Annotated in this window: 11 protein-coding genes; 7 read left to right on the forward strand and 4 right to left on the reverse strand. The window is 68.7% G+C overall.

The genetic code is table 11. The features are described 5' to 3' along the window. Nucleotides 1-164: 164 nt before the first annotated feature. Together ACWAT3_RS11195 and ACWAT3_RS11200 are read right to left on the reverse strand one after the other, a co-directional pair. On the reverse strand, nt 165-1,073 hold the full coding sequence (locus ACWAT3_RS11195; RefSeq protein ID WP_460798442.1) for a pirin family protein: 909 nt from the start codon (nt 1,071-1,073) through the stop codon (nt 165-167). Next, nucleotides 1,070-1,372 (reverse strand): GNAT family N-acetyltransferase, encoded by a 303-nt coding sequence (locus tag ACWAT3_RS11200; protein ID WP_460798444.1) that lies wholly within the window; start codon nt 1,370-1,372, stop codon nt 1,070-1,072. The genes ACWAT3_RS11195 and ACWAT3_RS11200 overlap by 4 nt, the downstream gene beginning before the upstream one ends. Before the next feature lie 84 nt (nt 1,373-1,456). Here ACWAT3_RS11200 and recQ point away from each other — a divergent pair, with 84 nt between their 5' ends. Further along, entirely contained in the window at nt 1,457-3,460 is a 2,004-nt protein-coding gene (gene recQ / locus ACWAT3_RS11205) for a DNA helicase RecQ (protein ID WP_460798445.1), read from the forward strand. Nucleotides 3,461-3,496: 36 nt separating this feature from the next. Here recQ and ACWAT3_RS11210 read toward each other — a convergent pair whose 3' ends face one another. Beyond that, nucleotides 3,497-4,765, reverse strand: coding sequence for a TetR/AcrR family transcriptional regulator (locus tag ACWAT3_RS11210; protein WP_460798447.1), 1,269 nt, complete (start codon nt 4,763-4,765; stop codon nt 3,497-3,499). Between the two features lie 140 nt (nt 4,766-4,905). Between ACWAT3_RS11210 and ACWAT3_RS11215 the strand changes: the two genes are divergently transcribed. The 5 genes from ACWAT3_RS11215 (at nt 4,906) to ACWAT3_RS11235 (ending at nt 14,579) form a co-directional block, all read left to right on the forward strand. Beyond that, nucleotides 4,906-6,204, forward strand: coding sequence for an MFS transporter (locus ACWAT3_RS11215; RefSeq protein WP_460798449.1), 1,299 nt, complete (start codon nt 4,906-4,908; stop codon nt 6,202-6,204). Further along, nucleotides 6,204-7,958, forward strand: a complete 1,755-nt coding sequence (locus tag ACWAT3_RS11220; RefSeq protein ID WP_460798450.1) for a glycoside hydrolase family 3 protein — start codon at nt 6,204-6,206, stop codon at nt 7,956-7,958. Before ACWAT3_RS11215 ends, ACWAT3_RS11220 begins: the two co-directional genes overlap by 1 nt. A 321-nt stretch (nt 7,959-8,279) precedes the next feature. Next, on the forward strand, nt 8,280-12,626 hold the full coding sequence (locus ACWAT3_RS11225) for a choice-of-anchor G family protein (RefSeq protein WP_460798452.1): 4,347 nt from the start codon (nt 8,280-8,282) through the stop codon (nt 12,624-12,626). Between the two features lie 73 nt (nt 12,627-12,699). Further along, complete coding sequence (locus ACWAT3_RS11230; protein ID WP_460798454.1) at nt 12,700-13,521, forward strand: DUF5819 family protein; 822 nt, start codon at nt 12,700-12,702, stop codon at nt 13,519-13,521. Beyond that, the gene (locus tag ACWAT3_RS11235) at nt 13,518-14,579 is read left to right on the forward strand and encodes an HTTM domain-containing protein (protein ID WP_460798456.1); all 1,062 of its coding nucleotides are present in this window, start codon (nt 13,518-13,520) and stop codon (nt 14,577-14,579) included. The genes ACWAT3_RS11230 and ACWAT3_RS11235 overlap by 4 nt, the downstream gene beginning before the upstream one ends. 34 nt (nt 14,580-14,613) lie before the next feature. Here the strand turns inward: ACWAT3_RS11235 and ACWAT3_RS11240 are convergent, their stop codons facing one another. Continuing rightward, on the reverse strand, nt 14,614-15,033 hold the full coding sequence (locus ACWAT3_RS11240; protein WP_460798458.1) for an OsmC family protein: 420 nt from the start codon (nt 15,031-15,033) through the stop codon (nt 14,614-14,616). A gap of 163 nt (nt 15,034-15,196) precedes the next feature. Between ACWAT3_RS11240 and ACWAT3_RS11245 the strand changes: the two genes are divergently transcribed. Continuing rightward, complete coding sequence (locus tag ACWAT3_RS11245; RefSeq protein WP_460798460.1) at nt 15,197-17,251, forward strand: acyl-CoA dehydrogenase family protein; 2,055 nt, start codon at nt 15,197-15,199, stop codon at nt 17,249-17,251. Nucleotides 17,252-17,253 lie beyond the last annotated feature (2 nt).

Below are 17,253 nucleotides of genomic sequence, written 5' to 3' on the forward strand. Positions count from 1 at the left end.
CGCTATCCCGACCTGCTGGACCGACATCGATGGACGGCCACCCAGCTCCCGGCCGGCGTGATCGCCTGGACGAGTCCCGCCGGGCGCACCTGCATCGACGAACCACCACCCCGCGTGATGGTCGTCTGATCATGCCTGGGCGTCCGTGCCCCGCACGGACGCCCTCAGATCCGTCGACGCCGTGGCATGAGCCGCACATGCGGCAGCTCTGGGGCGGGGATCCGCTCGTCACCGTGCGTGACGACGTGGCCGAAGCGGGTCGATCCCGCCTCCCACGCGTCGCGGGCGTCGACGATCTCCTCGTGGGTGCGCGCGGCGAAGTTCCACCACATCACGAGGTCCTCCTCGAACGGCTCCCCGCCGAGCAGGAACAGCAGCGCGCCCGTCTCGCTCGTGACCGAGACGGCGTCTCTGGAGTCTCCGAGATACAGCATCAGGTCGCGCTCCATCACGACGTCCTCGACGGTCACGTCGCCATCGACGAGCACGATCGCATGCTCCCACTCCCGATTGAGCGGCAGCGCGACCGTGCTGCCCGCCGGCACCGAGATCTCGGCTCCGACGATCGGCGTGTAGACGGTGGCTGGCGAGCGGACACCGGCGAATTCGCCGAGTACGACGGTCGCCGAGGCATCCTGATCCAGCGACACGGTGGGAAGCGCCGTGTGCTGCTCGAAGGCGCCGGCGTCACGTCGAGCGGAATCGGGCAGGACGACCCAGAGCTGCAGGGCGTCGAGCGGGATCGGATCCTCACCCAACGAGTACTCCGAGTGCGAGATGCCGTCTCCGGCCGTCATCAGGTTGAGCTGACCGCGGCGCAGCGTCACGTCGCTGTCGACCGAATCACGATGCCGCATGTCGCCGACGAGCGGCCAGGTCACCGTCTGCAGACCGATGTGCGGGTGTGGCTCAACGCGCATGCGCACAGGTCCTGGCCCGAACCGGTCGAGGAAGCACCAGGCACCCACTGTGGGGAGGTCCTTGTGCGGCAGCGTCCGCAGCACGTTCATCGCGCGGACGCCGCCGAGCGGCACCTCGCGCGGTTCGAGCGGGATGCTGCGCCTGCCGATCATGCGCCTGGCACCTGCGGCCATCGGATCGACGCGCCTTCGACGTCGTGCTTCTTCAGATAGGCGGCGATGTACGGGCAGTACGGCGCGATCGTGTCACCGGACGCCGCGGCATCCGCCAGCGCCTCGGACGCGAGGACGCCGGCCAGACCCTTGCCCTGGAACGCGGGATCGATCTCGGTGTGCGTGAACCGGATCTCGCCGGTGCGGCGATCGAACTCGGCGAATCCGGCGAGCGTGTCGCCGACGCGGATCTCGTAGCGGGACGCCTCATCGTTGCGGGTGACTGCGGTGTCGGTCATCGCGGGTCCTTTCCGTCTGCGTCCACCCTAGGACGCCTGTGGACGGCTCGGGCGGGTGTCGGCCAGGCCGGTTACGCTGGAGGGATGCCGCAGACTCCCCGTGACCCCTACGAGGATCTGCCGTACGCGGACGAGCCGTGGGACAACGCCTACCCGCCAGAGCCCATGGACTTCGAGCCACCGGCGGACGGCTGGGAGCCGCCGCTGGATTGGGGTCCAGGACCGTCGACCCCGGTGGGCGCGCCCGCACAGCCCTCCGCTCCGGCGGCCACGCCGTCGCGCTTTCCGACGGCGCTGGATGCCCTGCACACCGTCTTCGGGTACGACGCGTTCCGCGGCGACCAGGCCGCGATCGTCGAGCAGGTCATCGCGGGCGGCGACGCCGTCGTCCTGATGCCGACCGGCGGCGGCAAGTCGGTGACCTATCAGGTGCCCGCGCTCGTGCGCGAGGGCACCGGACTCGTGATCAGCCCGCTGATCGCCCTCATGCACGATCAGGTCGACGCGCTGCGCGCCAACGGCGTGAACGCCGCGTACCTGAACTCGACGCAGTCGCCGTCCGAACGCGCACAGGTCGAGCGCGACTACGTCGAGGGCCGTCTGGATCTCATCTACGTCGCCCCCGAGCGCCTGTCGAGCCCCGCGACGACGGCGCTCCTGCAGCGCGGAACGCTCAGCGTCATCGCGATCGACGAGGCGCATTGCGTGTCGCAGTGGGGCCACGACTTTCGTCCCGACTACCTCGCGCTCGGCGACCTCGGCGAACGGTTCCCCGGGGTGCCGCGCATGGCGCTCACGGCGACGGCGACGCACGCCACGCACAAGGAGATCACCGAGCGACTGGATCTCGGCCGCGCCGAGCACTTCGTGGCGAGCTTCGATCGCCCCAACATCCAGTACCGGATCGTCCCCAAGGTCGAGCCGCGCAAGCAGCTCGTGGCGTTCATCCGCTCTCTGGACGCCGGTGCTGCGGGCATCGTCTACGCGCTGAGCCGAAAGTCGGTCGAGCAGACCGCGGACCATCTCGCCGCGCAGGGCTTCGACGCCCTGCCGTACCACGCGGGCCTCCCTGCCGAGGTGCGGGCGGCGAACCAGGCGCGGTTCCTGCGCGAGGACGGCATCGTCATGGTCGCCACGATCGCGTTCGGGATGGGCATCGACAAGCCGGACGTGCGCTTCGTCGCCCACATCGACCTGCCGAAGTCCGTCGAGGGCTACTACCAGGAGACCGGTCGCGCCGGCCGTGACGGCGAAGCATCCGTCGCCTGGATGGCCTATGGGCTGGGCGACGTCGTCCAGCAGCGCCGCATGATCGATCAGAGCCCCGGCGATCGCACGTTCAAGATGCGCCTCGGCCAGCACCTCGACGCCATGCTCGCCCTGTGCGAGACCGTCGAATGCCGACGGCAGAACCTGCTCGGCTACTTCGGGCAGGACTCCCAGCCGTGCGGCAACTGCGACACCTGCCTCGATCACCCCGAGACCTTCGACGGGCTGATCCCCACGCAGAAGCTCCTGTCGACGATCGTCCGCCTCAAGCGCGAACGCAACCAGGCCTTCGGGGCCGGGCACCTCATCGACATCCTCCGCGGGGCGTCGAACGACCGCATCCGCAAGTTCGGCCACGATCAGCTGACGACGTACGGCATCGGTGCCGACCTCTCCGACCAGGATTGGCGCAGCGTCGTCCGTCAGCTGCTCGCCCGGGGCATCCTCGTCGCGCAGGGCGACTACGGCACACTCGCCCCGGGGGATGCCGCGGCTGGCGTCCTGAAGGGCGAGACGCCCGTGCCGCTGCGCAAGGACACGATGGGCCGTGCGAGCACCGCCAGGGTGCGCAAGTCCTCCGCGGCGGCATCCGTCGCCGAAGGCGACCAGGGGCTGTTCGAGTCGCTGCGGGCATGGCGGGCCGAGACGGCGCGCGAGCAGGGCGTGCCCGCCTACATCGTGTTCGGCGACGCGACGCTGCGTGCGCTCGCCGAACGCCGTCCGGCTTCGCTCACGGATCTCGACGGAATCACCGGCATCGGCGCCAAGAAGCGCGACGCCTACGGGGACGCCGTGCTCACCGTGATCGCCGCCGCCTGACGCGCTCTCGATCGGATGCCACGAGCAGGTCCCGGCTCAGCGCCCCGGCAGCACGTCCTTCAGATGCGCTTCGAGGTGCTCGGCGATGTCGACGGCATCCCGGTCGTACAGCCACTGGTACTGCAGGCCGTCCCAGAGCGCGGTCAGCCAGATCGCCTCGTGCTCTGGGTCCCGATGCGAGGGCATCGAGCCCTCGGCCTGCGCGGCGCGGAAGAGGTCGGCGAACTGGTCGATCACCCGGGTGAAGCGCGCCTGGAAGTGGTCGTGCGCGGGATGCGACGCCGGCACGGCCTCGCACGACAGCACCGCGTACACCTCGATGAGACCGGGCGCGGTGGTGGCGTTATCCGCAGCGCCCATGGGCAGGGCGAGCAGCTCGCCGGTCGCGGAATCGGCCGGGACGTACGACTCCCGTGACTGGATCGTCCGGTCGCGCTCGGCGAGTACGGCACCGAGGAGCGCTTCTTTCGTCGGGTAGTGGTGCATGAGCGAGGACTTCGACACGCCCACCTTCTCGGCGATCTCGCGCAGGCTGGTGTCGCCGTAGCCTTCGGCCGCGAACAGCGCCATCGCGTCGGTGACGATCTTCGCGCGTCGCCGACGACCGGAGGCGTACCCGGCCTCGTCGTCGGCGGCGAAGTACTCTGCCAGCGGATGATACGCGTCGGACGCAGACGCCGGCGGCGCGTCCTCGGGGTCGCGCCACCCGATCGGGTGCGCCCAGGATGCCTCGTGCTCCTCCAGCATCGTCACGACGTCGACCCGATCGGGCAGGTACTGCTCGAGCAGCTGCAGGCCGTCCCACGCCGCGATCGACCGCACGGTCTCGCCGTGCGGGTCTCGGTCCTCGGCGACCGTGCCGTGCAGAATCGCGTCCTCCATCGCCTCGGTGGACAAGGTCGTGATTCGGGCATAGCGCTCGCGCATGATGTCGTGCGCCGGATGCTGAGGTGACGACGCCTCGCCGGTCAATGCGGCGTACAGCGCGAGGTAGCCCCGCGTGCGCTCGTTCTGCTGCGCGATCTCGGCGAAGGGCAGCGACCCAGGCTCACCGGCGGCCACCACTTGTTCGTAGAGCTCGGTGTTGGAGCTCTCCAGACTCTCGACCACGGTCGCGAGCAGCTCGTCCTTCGAGGCGAAGTGCTTGAGGAGGCCGGGATGGCTGACGCCGGCCGTCACCGCGATGCCGCGCAGCGATGTCGAGCGGTAGCCGTAGGCGATGAACATCTCGCGTGCGGCGAGGACGATCCGGGCGCGCGTCTGCTCGGTGCTCGCCTTGCGAGCTCGCGGTACGGCAACGATCATCGGGTCCTCCTCCGGCATCCTATCGATCCCGAGTTACCAACCAGACGGATTTCAGTTACCAAACGGACGGGTTTCATGTATTCTTCTGGATGCAGCCGCGTCGCAGAGGACAAGCGGCACACCCGAGAGGACCCACTTCCATGACAGAGATGTCATCCGCCGCGAACGTCGCGGCTGTCGGCACCACCGGTTTCAAGGCACCAGGGACCACGCCGTCGAAGACGCCGCGCGGCTACACGTCCGCGCTCGCCGGCGTGAACTTCGGCGTCTATCTGGCGCTGCTCACGCCGGTCATGGTCGCCATGGCGTTCAAGATCCAGCGCCTGGATCCCACGAACGCCGACGCGAGTCTCGGTCTCGTCCTCGGTGTCGGTGCGTTCTTCGCGCTGATCTGCAACCCGCTCGTCGGCCGGCTCTCCGACCGCACGACGTCGCGCTGGGGCATGCGTCGGCCGTGGATCCTCGGCGGCGCGATCGTCGGACTCGGCGGCTTCGTGGTCATCGGAGCGGCGACCTCGGTCTGGGTCGTCCTGCTGGCCTGGTGCCTCGTGCAGGGCTCGATGAATGCCGTCCTCGCCGCGGCCAACGCGACCATTCCCGACCAGAGCCCCGTCGCCAGCCGCGGCAAGGTCTCCGGCGTCGTCGGCATCGCGACGCCTCTCGGCATCCTCGCCGGCAGCTTCATCGTCAACTTCCTCCCCGGCGACTTCGAGCGATTCGTCGTCCCCGCGGCGATCGCCACGGTTCTCGCGGTGATCTTCGTGCTGGTCCTCAAGGACCGCCGCCTCGACCACAAGCCGGCCGAGAAGTTCACGATCGGAATGTTCTTCGGCTCATTCGTCTTCAACCCGCGCAAGAACCCGGACTTCGGCTGGACCTGGCTCACCAAGTTCTTCGTCATGTTCGGCTACGCCGGCATCGCCACCTACCTGCCCTACTTCCTGCAGGACCGGTTCGCACTGGGGGAGCAGGAGGCCGTCACCACGATCCTGTTCGCCAACATCGCGTCCACACTCGCGATGGTGTTCTCGTCGCCGATCGCCGGCGTGCTGTCCGACAGGTTCGGCAAGCGCCGCCCGTTCGTCGCGATCGCGGGCGTCGTGATGGTGGTCGGCCTCGCCATGCTGGCCTTCGCGCCGAGCATCGCCGTCGTGATCGTCGCACAGGCCATCATCGGCTTCGGTGCCGGATCGTTCCTCTCGGTGGATCTCGCCCTCGCGACCCAGGTGCTGCCGAACCCGGACGACACGGCCAAGGACCTCGGCGTCCTGAACATGGCGAATGCGCTGCCGCAGTCCATCGCGCCCGCCATCGCTCCGTCGATCATCGCGATCGGCGCCCTGACGCCGCTCGGCGGCTACACCACCTGGTACCTGTTCGGAGCGCTCGTGGCGCTGGCCGGAGCCGTGCTCGTCTACCGGATCAAGGGAGTCAAGTGATGACGGATGCTGTGAACGACCGCCCCTGGCTGGATGCCTCGCTCGCGATCGACGACCGCGTGCAGCTGCTGCTAGACGCCATGACGATCGAGGACAAGGCGGGTCTCTTCTTCCACACGATGATCGCGATCGCCCACGTGGACGAGGCGAACCCCGCGTTCGGCCTGCCGTCGGCGCGCGAGTTCGTCGAGGGTCGGCGGATGACCCACTTCAACCTCCTCGGCGCAGCCCCCACAGGGCGCGAGATCGCGGCGTGGCAGAACGAGATCCAGCGGCTCGCGGCATCCACCGGCCTGGGCATTCCGGTGACCCTCTCGACCGATCCCAGGCACTCGTTCAGCGACAACCCCGGTGCCGCGATCATGGCGGGGCCGTTCTCGCAGTGGCCAGAGACGCTCGGTCTCGCGGCGATCCGCGATGAGGGGCTCGTGGAGCGCTTCGGCGACATCGCTCGCCAGGAGTACACCGCGGTCGGCCTCCGTGTCGCGCTTCATCCGCAGGTCGATCTCGCCACGGAGCCGCGCTGGGCGCGTCAGACGGCGACGTTCGGTGAGGATGCCGAGCTCGCCGGTCGCCTCGGCGCCGCGTACATCCGCGGCTTCCAGGGGGCGTCGTTCGGACCCGGTTCGGTGTCGACCATGACGAAGCACTTCCCCGGTGGCGGTCCGCAGAAGGACGGCGAGGATCCGCACTTCGCGTACGGACGCGAGCAGGTTTACCCCGGTGATCAGTTCGAGCTGCACCTGAAGCCGTTCGAGGCGGCGTTCGAGGCCGGCACCCGCCAGATCATGCCGTACTACGGGATGCCTGTCGGCACCGAGTACGAAGAGGTCGGGTTCGGCTTCAACAAGTCCGTCATCACGGGCTTGCTGCGCGAGCGGTACGGCTTCGACGGGCTGGTCTGCACCGACTGGGGTCTCATCACGGATGCCGAGATCTTCGGCGACCTGCATCCCGCGCGTGCGTGGGGAGTGGAGGAGCTCTCGCCCAAGGAGCGCATCGCCAAGGTCCTGGATGCCGGAGCGGATCAGTTCGGCGGGGAGGCGTGCCCTGAGCTGCTGCTCGAGCTCGTCGCTGACGGCACGGTGTCGGAAGCACGCGTGGATGCCTCCGCTCGCCGGATCCTGCGCGAGAAGTTCGAGCTCGGACTGTTCGAGAACCCGTTCGTGGATGAGGATGCGGCGGACGAGATCGTCGGTCGTGCGGACTTCCGCGCTGCGGGTGAGGCGGCTCAGCGCGCGTCGATCACGGTGCTGACGAACGACGGCACGCTGCCCTTCGCGCGCGGCCGCAAGATCTACGTCGAGGGGATCGCGCCGGAGATCGCGGCATCCTATGGCGAGGTCGTCGCGACGCCGGCCGAGGCCGACATCGCGGTGCTGCGCCTGCAGGCCCCGTACGAGAAGCGCGCCACGGCGTTCGAGAACTTCTTCCATGCAGGGTCGCTCGCCTTCGGCGACGACGTGATCGCGCACGTCCGCTCGATCGCGGCCTCCGTCCCGACCGTCGTGGACGTGCTCGTGGATCGTCCGGCGATCCTGACAGAGATCGCGGATGCTGCGGCATCCGTCACGGTCAACTGGGGTGCATCGGCCGAAGCGCTCCTCGATGCGCTCACGGGTGCGGCGGCGCCGAAGGGGCGGCTGCCGTTCGATCTTCCGAGGTCGATGGCGGCCGTCGAGGCGTCGAAGCCTGACGTGCCGTTCGACACGGCCGATCCGCTGTTCCGCTTCGGTCACGGTCTCGATCTGTAACAATCTGATTCGTCGACGAAAGCGCACCCCCGGGATTCCGGGGGTGCGCTTTCGCCGTCTCGGGAGACAGCTGCCGTTTTCTGTGCGTTCGCTGGACAGTGTGCCGGTATACCGCAATACTGACCGGTACACGAGCTCTGTCGACGTGCGTCGACTCCTGGGGAGGGTCTTGTGGCGCGGCTTGTTCGCATCACGGGAGGGCACTGAATGAATACCAAGGGGATAACTCTGCGCAGGCGCAGAGTCGCAGGAGGGCTGGCGGGCATCACAGCCGCAGCAGTCGTCCTGGGAGGGGCGTTTGCCCCCACAGCGGCAGTCGCGTTGGACGGCGCCGATGCGACAGATCCATCGGCGGCGGAGGCGCAGATTCTGAGTCTGCCGGCCGAGCTGCTCGGTGATCTCGAGCTCGCAGATCTCGGAAACACCATCACGAGCTTCCCGAGTGCTCCAGGGCCAGAGGGTGGGGGAGCCCTGAACCTGACCGCTCTTGAGGCGCTCAGCGTCGACATCGGCGACATCAACCTCCCGCTGCTGTCCAACGGGGCGAACGACGGCCTGTTGCAGCTCGGCGACCTGGGGGCGATGGGAAGCTACAGCTCTTCGCCGAACACCGTCACTTCGAGTGCCTCGTCCGGACTCATCGCTTCCGGCGGCGGAATCGATGCTGGTGCGATCGATGCCAGCACGGACCCCGCGACGCTGGAGCTGACGAACCTGTTCGACCAGCTCGACGTCGCCGGTCTGACCGATGCGATCCTCGATGAGGCCTCGGTTTCTCTGGGCGCTCTGGCCTCCGAAGCCTCTGAGGAATCAGGAACCGTCGACAGCGCGTACCGGATCGCCGGCCTGGGCCTCGACCTCCACAGTGATCTCGTAGGGGATCTGAGCGCCGGATTGACCTCGACGACGAACGAGATCGTCGCGCCGATCAATGGCCTGGTCGGCGAAGACGGACTTGTGTCCGATGTCCTGGCAACCCTGAGCGGGGTCGTCGACACATTCGATCTCACGATCCTCGGCATTGGCGTGGAGCTCGACTCCGATCCGGCCCAGAGCACCGCGGCGATCACTGGTCTCGACGATCTTGTCAATGACGTCGTCGCGGATCTGCTCACGCAGCAGATCGCAAATGAGAACGGCTCCGTGACGGTCGATCTGTCGACCGGCACGATCAGCGTCGACCTCGCCGAGCTGGTCATCGGTGACAACGGTCTCGACCCGGCGGATCTCGAGAATCTGAACGCGCTCCCGGCGAACACTTCGGTCCTCACCCCGGACGTTCTTTCGGCTATCACGGCTGGTGTCACGGATTCCCTGGTCGGCACTGGTCCCGACTCGCTTGGGACCAAGCTTCAGGTTGCCCTGGACACGCGCATCTGGAACGAGGTCGGGATCGAAATCGGTCTCGACGCGTCCGGGCAGCTCTGTGTGCTCGTGTGCTCGCCGCTGGCGGATGCAGAAGTAACGATCACGGGCACGCTGGCAGAGTTCACGGGCAAGGACGGTGCGACGCTCGACAACGACAACATCGACACGACCCTCGACCTGCTCGGCCTGCTCGATCTCGGCGACCTGATCGACGTGCTCGCGCCGTTGCTGATCGCTCCGATCACCTCTACGGTCACCGGCCCGTTGCTCGATCTCATCACGGACGACGTGCTCGGCAACGTGCGAGCGATCGTGCAGACCGGGCTCGTCGAAGGAACTCTCGCCCCGCTGCTCGGCGTCTTGTCGCCTGTGATCAGCCAGCTTGTCGGCATCACCATCAACGAGCAGCCCACGGAGCCGCCACTGAACGGAGACGGCGACCTCGGTGCCGGCAGCTTCACGGTTCGCGCCTTGAGCGTCGATCTTCTTCCTCTCGTCGGCGGCGGCGTGAGCCTCGATCTCGCCGAGGCTTCCGTCAAGGCGCTCGACGCACTGGCGCCGACGGTCGACGCTCAGGATCCGGTCACCGCGGGCACCAACCTGCCGGTCACGGGAAGCGGGTGGATCCCGGGCAGCACAGTCACCCTTCAGCTCACGGACGGCGCAGATGTGCCCGTGGGTGAGCCTGTCGAGGTCACAGTCGGGGCGGACGGGACTTTCCCCGTCGGCACGGTCTACGCCATCCCCGCGGATGCGCCGGCCGGAACCGACTACACGCTGACGGCGACCGACCCCGACGACAACTCGGCCACGGACGCAGTCGAGGTCACGGCCGCCGACCCGGGCGACGTCAACACCAACGCGGCCGCTTCGGCATCCGCGTCGGCGGACGCGACGGCCGACGGCGATCCCTCAGCACAGGCGGCAGCCGAGGCTGCAGCGCTGGCGGATGCCACGTCGGCAGCGACGGCGGCAGCGAACGGCGACGCGAGCATCGCGGCACAGGCGGCAGCGACCGCCGACGCTTCGACGGCTGCTTCGGCGGACTCGACGACCGACGTCAACGCTCAGGCCGCAGTCGCGGCCCAGGCTGCGGCTCAGGCCGATGCCTCCGATGACGTCGAGGCTGCGGCCACGGCGACGGCCGAAGCCAACTCCTCGGTCGCCGCGCAGGCGGCAGCCACGTCCGACTCCTCGACCGACGCCTCCTCCGAGGCCTCCACGAACGCGAACGCGGCAGCCTCGGCATCCGCTTCCGCGAACGCGGACGCCACGACGGATGCTGTGGCAGACGTCGCTGCTCAGGCGGCGGCGTACGCTGACGCCACGTCCGAGGCGACGGCTGCTGCGGATTCCACGGCGCAGGCTGCGGCTGCTGCGGCGGCCACGGCGACGTCGTCGGCCACGGCGACGTCCGACGCCACGTCGGCCGCCAACGCGAATGCCGCTGTCGCAGCTCAGGCTGCGGCTCTGGCCGACGCGTCGTCCGACACGGCAGCAGAAGCATCCTCCGCAACGAACGCCAACGCCTCGTCGGCGGCTGAGGCGGCGGCGATCGCCAACTCGTCCACCGATGCTTCGGTGGACGCCACGGCGGACGCCGACCCGGCAGCTGCGGCGGAGGTCAACACGAATGCCACGGCTTCGGCTGCGGCATCCGCTCAGGCAGACGCCGACAACGACGCCGCGGCTCAGGCTGCTGCGGTGGCTGCGGCTCTGGCCGACGCCTCGACGGCTGCTGACGCTGCCGCGACGCCGGATGCAGAGGCTGCTGCGGCATCCGCTGCGACGGCCGATGCGACCAGCGCGGCTTCGGCTGACGCGACGACCGACGTCAACGCCTCGGCTGCTGTGGCCGCTCAGGCTGCGGCTCAGGCCGACAACTCCGCGAGCACGACCGCGGACGCGACCGCTGCTGCGGATGCCGACGCGGCCGCCGCCGCATCGGTGGCTGCAACCGCGACGTCGTCGAACGACGCATCCGCGACGGCTGCGGCCGACGCGGACGCGACGGCCACGGCGACGGCTGACGCAACGGCGGACGCCGAGGTCAACACGAATGCCACGGCTTCGGCTGCGGCATCCGCTCAGGCAGACGCCGACAACGACGCCGCGGCTCAGGCTGCTGCGGTGGCTGCGGCTCTGGCCGACGCCTCGACGGCTGCTGACGCTGCCGCGACGCCGGATGCAGAGGCTGCTGCGGCATCCGCTGCGACGGCCGATGCGACCAGCGCGGCTTCGGCTGACGCGACGACCGACGTCAACGCCTCGGCTGCTGTGGCCGCTCAGGCTGCGGCTCAGGCCGACAACTCGTCGAGCACGGCCGCGGACGCGACCGCTGAGGTGGACGCTGCTGCTGCCGCCGAGGTCGCTGCGACCGCGGACGCGTCGAACGATGCATCCGCAACGGCGACGGCTGACGCAACCGCAGACGCCGAGGTCAACACGAACGCCACGGCTTCGGCCTCGGCTTCGGCTCAGGCGGACAGCGACCAGAACGCCGCAGCTCAGGCTGCTGCGGTCGCCGCTGCTCTGGCTGACGCGTCCACGGCTGCTGACGCTGCGGCGACGGCCGACGCTGAGGCTGCTGCGGCATCCGCTGCGACGGCTGACGCGACGGCGGATGCCACAGTCGACGCGACCTCCGAGGCGAACGCCGCAGCGGCTGTCGCCGCTCAGGCCTCGGCTCAGGCGGACAACTCGGCCAGCGCGGCCGCGGACACGTCGGCTGCGGCCGACGCGAGCGCGAACGCGGCGGCTGCAGCATCCGCGTCGTCCACGGCGACCTCCTCGGCCTCGGCTTCGGCCAACGCCGCAGCGGACTCCTCGGCCACGGCGGATGCGACGGCTGCGGCCGCTGCGACCTCCTCGGCCTCGGCGAACGCTTCGGCGGACGCGGACCCGGCCGGCCAGCTCGGCATCACGGTCACGGTTCCGAAGCTCGAGCGCGGAGACCAGCAGACGGCCATCGGCACCGGTTTCACGCCGGGCGAAGTCGTCACCGGTGTGATGTCGTCCGAGCCTCTCGCGCTGGGGACTCAGGTCGCCAACGCCGACGGCACGGTCACGTTCACCTGGACGATTCCTGCCGGCACCGACCTGGGCGCGCACACCGTGACCCTGACGGGTGCGGAGTCCGGAAGCGTCGCGGGTACGTTCGAGGTCGTCGCCGATGGTCTGGCCACGACCGGATCGGACGTCCCGTCCGGCTGGATCGCGCTGGGAGTCCTGCTCCTCATGCTCGGTCTCGGCACGGCGCTGGTCGCCCGATCACGGCGAGCGGTCACCGCGGCGGAGTAAGAGCACGGCACACTGTCAAGGTCGGGGTCGTCCTGCGGACGACCCCGACCTTCAGTGATGAAATGGATGAGGCATGAGCACGAAGATCGATGAGCCGAACGAAACGCGGAACGCGGCGCCGGCGGATGCCGCAGCGGCTGCTGCGTCACGACCACGTCCCACGTGGTGGGTGAGGCTCATCGCGTTCGCCGCGTGCCTGCTCACGCTCTGGCACATCTTCGCGTCCTTCCTCTGGATCGCGCCGTACTCGGCGCTGCGCGAGATTCCCTCGCAGGAGGTCCTGTCCGGCTACATGCTCCCGCTGTTCGGCCAGTCGTGGAGCGTCTTCGCGCCGGAGCCCATCAACGGCGACTATCACTTCAACGTGCGCGCGGTCATCGAGAAGGACGGCGAAGAGGTCGAGACCGGATGGGTCAGCGCCACCGACGTCGAGCTGTCGATGATCCGGTACAACCTGTTCCCGCCCCGAGCCGGCATCCAGTCCAGCGAGGTCGCGAGCGGGCAGATGAACGCCTACAACAAGCTCGACGAGAAGCAGCAGGCCGTCGCAGCCCTCGACTTCGCCGCGGAGGACTGGGAGGAGTGGATGGTGCGCTCGTTCGATGAACTCGACGAGGGGGCGTCCACGGAGGCCTACATGCGCGAAGAGCATCTCTCGACGGCCTACGCGACCCAGGTGGCCTACGCGATCTGGGGCGACGACGTGGTGAAGGTGCAGTACCGCGTCAGCCGTCAGAACGTGGTGCCCTACGCCGAGCGCAACGACCCCGGTGCGCAACGACCCGATCCGACGTTCTCCACGACGGGCTGGCGGGGCCCGATCGAGGAAGACGGGCAGAGCCGAGACGCCTTCGGCGACACCTTCCGTCACCAGTTCGAGAGCACGCAGAAATGAGCGCGTCTGTGCCCGCCCGCATTCTGACCTTCGCCGGCTCCATGATCTCCGGCCTGTGGGCGATGATCATCTCGGCCATCGACCGGATCTCCGCTTTCGTGGACAGCTGGCTCTTCCATGGCAAGAAGGCCCTGTACGGTCTCGCCGTCACCCGCATCCTGTTCGGGATCACCGCGCTCGGCCTGCTGATCTCGAACTTCGCCACCCGGCTGTACACGTTCGGGCCGGGCTCGGCCTGGAACGGCGAACTGGCGGCGCCGGTGAGCGACTTTCCCCAGATCTGGATCTTCAGCGCGTTCCATGCCGTGATGGGCGATGCCGTCCTCTACACGCTCCTGTACCTGCTGCTGATCGCTCTCGCCGTGCTGTTCACGATCGGCTGGCGCTTCCGCATCGTCCTGCCGATCTTCTTCTGCCTGTGGGTCGGCTTCATCGAGGCCAACGACATGGTCGGCGACCAGGGCGACAACATGTTCCGCATCGCCCTCATCCTGCTCTTCTTCGCCGACCCGGCAGCGCGCTGGTCGATCGACGCCCGGCGGCGCGCCAAGAAGGGCGAGTGGTTCGCTCCGGGCAGCCAGCCCGCGCTGATCGGCACGATGCTGCACAACCTCGCACTCGTCGCGCTCACCGCGCAGGTGTGCTTCGTCTACGCATCCGGCGCTCTCTACAAGGCCGGCGGCGACCCGTGGGCGAAGGGCTGGGCCGTCTACGACCCGCTGCACACGGCCCGATTCGGCACCTGGCCGGTCCTGAGCGAACTGGTCACGACGTGGGGGCCGATGGTCGTCGCCGCCACCTGGGGATCCATCCTGCTGCAGGTGGCGTTCCCTCTGATGCTGCTGACCCGCCCGACGCGTCTCATCGGGCTGATCGGCATCCTGTCGTTCCACATCGGCATCGCGGTGCTGATGGGGCTGCCCTGGTTCTCGCTCACGATGATCGCGATCGACTCGATCTTCATCAGGGACCACACCTGGTTGCGTCTGAGCACCGGGGTCGTCCGGCGGTGGGATGCTGCGAAGGCGGGGCCGCCACGGCAGACCGCGCTGAGCTGACCCCGCCAGGCTGACCGCGCTGAGCTGGCCGCGGTCAGTCGGTCGCGTACGCCTCGACGTGCACCCGCACGGTGGCCGCGTCGCGCAGCAGCTTCGACACCGGGCAGCGTGCATGCGCGGCATCCAGGATCTCCTGCGTCTCGGCCGGTGAGCAGCCTTCGGCGGACAGGTGCGCGTGGACGTCGAACTCGTAGCCGGGGCCGGGAACGGCCTGGCGCAGTTCGACCTCGACGCGTACGGCCGTCCGCCGCGCGCCGGCGACGATGACCTGCGCCGTGCCGTTCAGGCACGTCGCCCACGCGAGAGCCAGCAGCTGCTCCGGGTTGGTCGCCGCGGCATCCGGATCTCGACCGAGCGGCGACGAGACGGCGACGGACAGGCCGCCGGGGACGAAGCTGACGCCGTCGGCGCCCGTGCGATTGATCGCTGCCGTCCGGTAGGTGGTGCCACGCATGCCTCCACCGTACGCCGCCAGGAGCGGGCCGAATGTGGGGAAGGGACAACCGCAGAGCAGCACGCCCGCCCTCGGGGTTGGCGGATGGTCACACACCGCTTTGCGCGTCATTGGAGGAGTCCTACCATCGAATCACTCCTGATTCCCTCTGAGAGGAACACCAATGGTCGACGCTGCCGTCCGCCCCCAGGGCGCTCCTGCCACCGAGAGCACGCCCCGCATCGACATCGAGCAGGTGAACGATCTGCTGCTCGGCACGTGGGCCGACACGCGTCGCAGCGCGCGCGAGATGATCAAGGACTCGGCGTTCTGGCGCAGCGACGAACTGGGCAAGGACGAGCACCGCGAGCGCGTGCTCAGCCAGATGCACCTGCTCGTGGACAACAAGGCGGTGCACCGCGCCTTCCCGAAGCGGTTCGGCGGCGACGACGACAACGGCGCCAACATCGCCGGGTTCGAGGAGCTCGTCGCTGCGGACCCCAGTCTGCAGATCAAGTCCGGTGTGCAGTGGGGGCTGTTCGGTTCCGCGATCCTGCAGCTCGGCACGACAGAGCACCACGAGAAGTGGCTGCCGGGTGTCATGGACCTCTCGATCCCCGGCGCTTTCGCGATGACCGAGATCGGACACGGTTCGGATGTCGCCGCCGTCGGCACGACCGCGACGTACGACCCGGACACCGAGGAGTTCGTGATTCACACGCCGTTCCGCGCGGCGACCAAGGAGTACCTCGGCAACGCGGCACTGCACGGCATCGCCGCCACGGTGTTCGCCCAGCTCGTCACCGACGGCGTCAACCACGGCGTGCACTGCTTCTACGTGCCGCTGCGCGGCGAGGACGGCAACGACCTCCCCGGCATCGGTCGTGAGGACGACGGGCTCAAGGGCGGGCTCAACGGCATCGACAACGGCCGTCTCAGCTTCGACCACGTGCGCGTCCCCCGCACGAACCTGCTGAACAAGTACGGCGACGTGGCCGCTGACGGCACCTACACAAGCTCGATCGACAGCCCTGGCCGCCGCTTCTTCACGATGCTGGGCACCCTGGTCCAGGGCCGGGTGTCGCTGGACGGCGCTGCATCCTGGGCATCCGCACTGGCGCTGAAGATCGCGATCACGTACGCGACCCAGCGTCGTCAGTTCGACGGAGCCGACGGGCAGGAGGTCGTGCTGCTCGACTACGGCAAGCACCAGCGCCGTCTGCTCCCGCGGCTCGCGACCACGTACGCGCAGATCTTCGCTCATGACGAGTTTCTGCAGAAGTTCGACGGGGTCTTCTCCGGCCGGACGGACACCCCCGACGACCGCGAGGACCTCGAGACCCTGGCCGCCGCTCTCAAGCCGCTGTCCACGTGGCACGCGCTGGACACGCTGCAGGAGGCGCGCGAGGCCTGCGGCGGTGCAGGGTTCATGTTCGAGAACCGTTTCGTCGGACTCCGGGCTGACCTCGACATCTACGTCACCTTCGAGGGCGACAACAACGTCCTGCTGCAGTTGGTCGGCAAGCGCCTGCTCACCGACTACGCCACGCAGTTCCGGGGCAAGGATGCCGCCGCACTGGCGAAGATCGTCGCCACGCAGACCGCGGGGAAGCTGTTCCACGGTGCGGGGCTCCGCCGGCTCGGACAGACCGTGGCCGACCTCGGCTCGACCGCGCGTTCCGTCGAGAACGGGCTGCGTGAAGAGCAGCAGCACGAGCTGCTGGCCGATCGCGTTCAGCAGATGGTCGCCGACATCGCGGGGCGGCTGCGCCCGGCGGGCAAGGACAAGGTGCTCGGCGAGAAGCTCTTCAACGAGAACCAGGCCGAGCTGATCGAAGCCGCACGCGCGCACGGCGAGCTGCTGCAGTGGGAGGCGTTCACGGATGCCCTGCGCGACGTCGAGGACGCGGAGACGAAGCAGGTGCTCACCTGGCTGCGCGATCTCTTCGGCCTGCAGCTCATCGAGAAGCACCTCGCCTGGCACATCATCAACGGTCGGCTGTCCACGCAGCGCGCTGCCGCCGTGTCGAGCTACATCGACCGGCTGTGCCGGCGACTGCGTCCGCACGCTCTCGACCTCGTCGACGCCTTCGGCTACGAGCAGGAGCACCTGCGCGCGCCGATCGCGAGCGGCATCGAGCAGAAGCGCCAGGACGAGGCCCGTGCGTACTACGCCGAACTCGCGGCATCCGGTAAGGCACCCGTGTCCGAGAAGGCGCTCAAGGCGAAGCGGTCCTGACC

It is taken from the genome of Microbacterium sp. GXF0217, from assembly GCF_054798195.1.

Excerpts from the sequence above, each read along its gene's own strand:
- ACWAT3_RS11195 (WP_460798442.1), bottom strand. The coding sequence starts at position 1,073 with ATGATCGGCAGGCGCAGCATCCCGCTCGAACCGCGCGAGGTGCCGCTC.
- ACWAT3_RS11200 (WP_460798444.1), bottom strand. The coding sequence starts at position 1,372 with ATGACCGACACCGCAGTCACCCGCAACGATGAGGCGTCCCGCTACGAG.
- recQ (WP_460798445.1), top strand. The coding sequence starts at position 1,457 with ATGCCGCAGACTCCCCGTGACCCCTACGAGGATCTGCCGTACGCGGAC.
- ACWAT3_RS11210 (WP_460798447.1), bottom strand. The coding sequence starts at position 4,765 with ATGATCGTTGCCGTACCGCGAGCTCGCAAGGCGAGCACCGAGCAGACG.
- ACWAT3_RS11215 (WP_460798449.1), top strand. The coding sequence starts at position 4,906 with ATGACAGAGATGTCATCCGCCGCGAACGTCGCGGCTGTCGGCACCACC.
- ACWAT3_RS11220 (WP_460798450.1), top strand. The coding sequence starts at position 6,204 with ATGACGGATGCTGTGAACGACCGCCCCTGGCTGGATGCCTCGCTCGCG.
- ACWAT3_RS11230 (WP_460798454.1), top strand. The coding sequence starts at position 12,700 with ATGAGCACGAAGATCGATGAGCCGAACGAAACGCGGAACGCGGCGCCG.
- ACWAT3_RS11235 (WP_460798456.1), top strand. The coding sequence starts at position 13,518 with ATGAGCGCGTCTGTGCCCGCCCGCATTCTGACCTTCGCCGGCTCCATG.
- ACWAT3_RS11240 (WP_460798458.1), bottom strand. The coding sequence starts at position 15,033 with ATGCGTGGCACCACCTACCGGACGGCAGCGATCAATCGCACGGGCGCC.
- ACWAT3_RS11245 (WP_460798460.1), top strand. The coding sequence starts at position 15,197 with ATGGTCGACGCTGCCGTCCGCCCCCAGGGCGCTCCTGCCACCGAGAGC.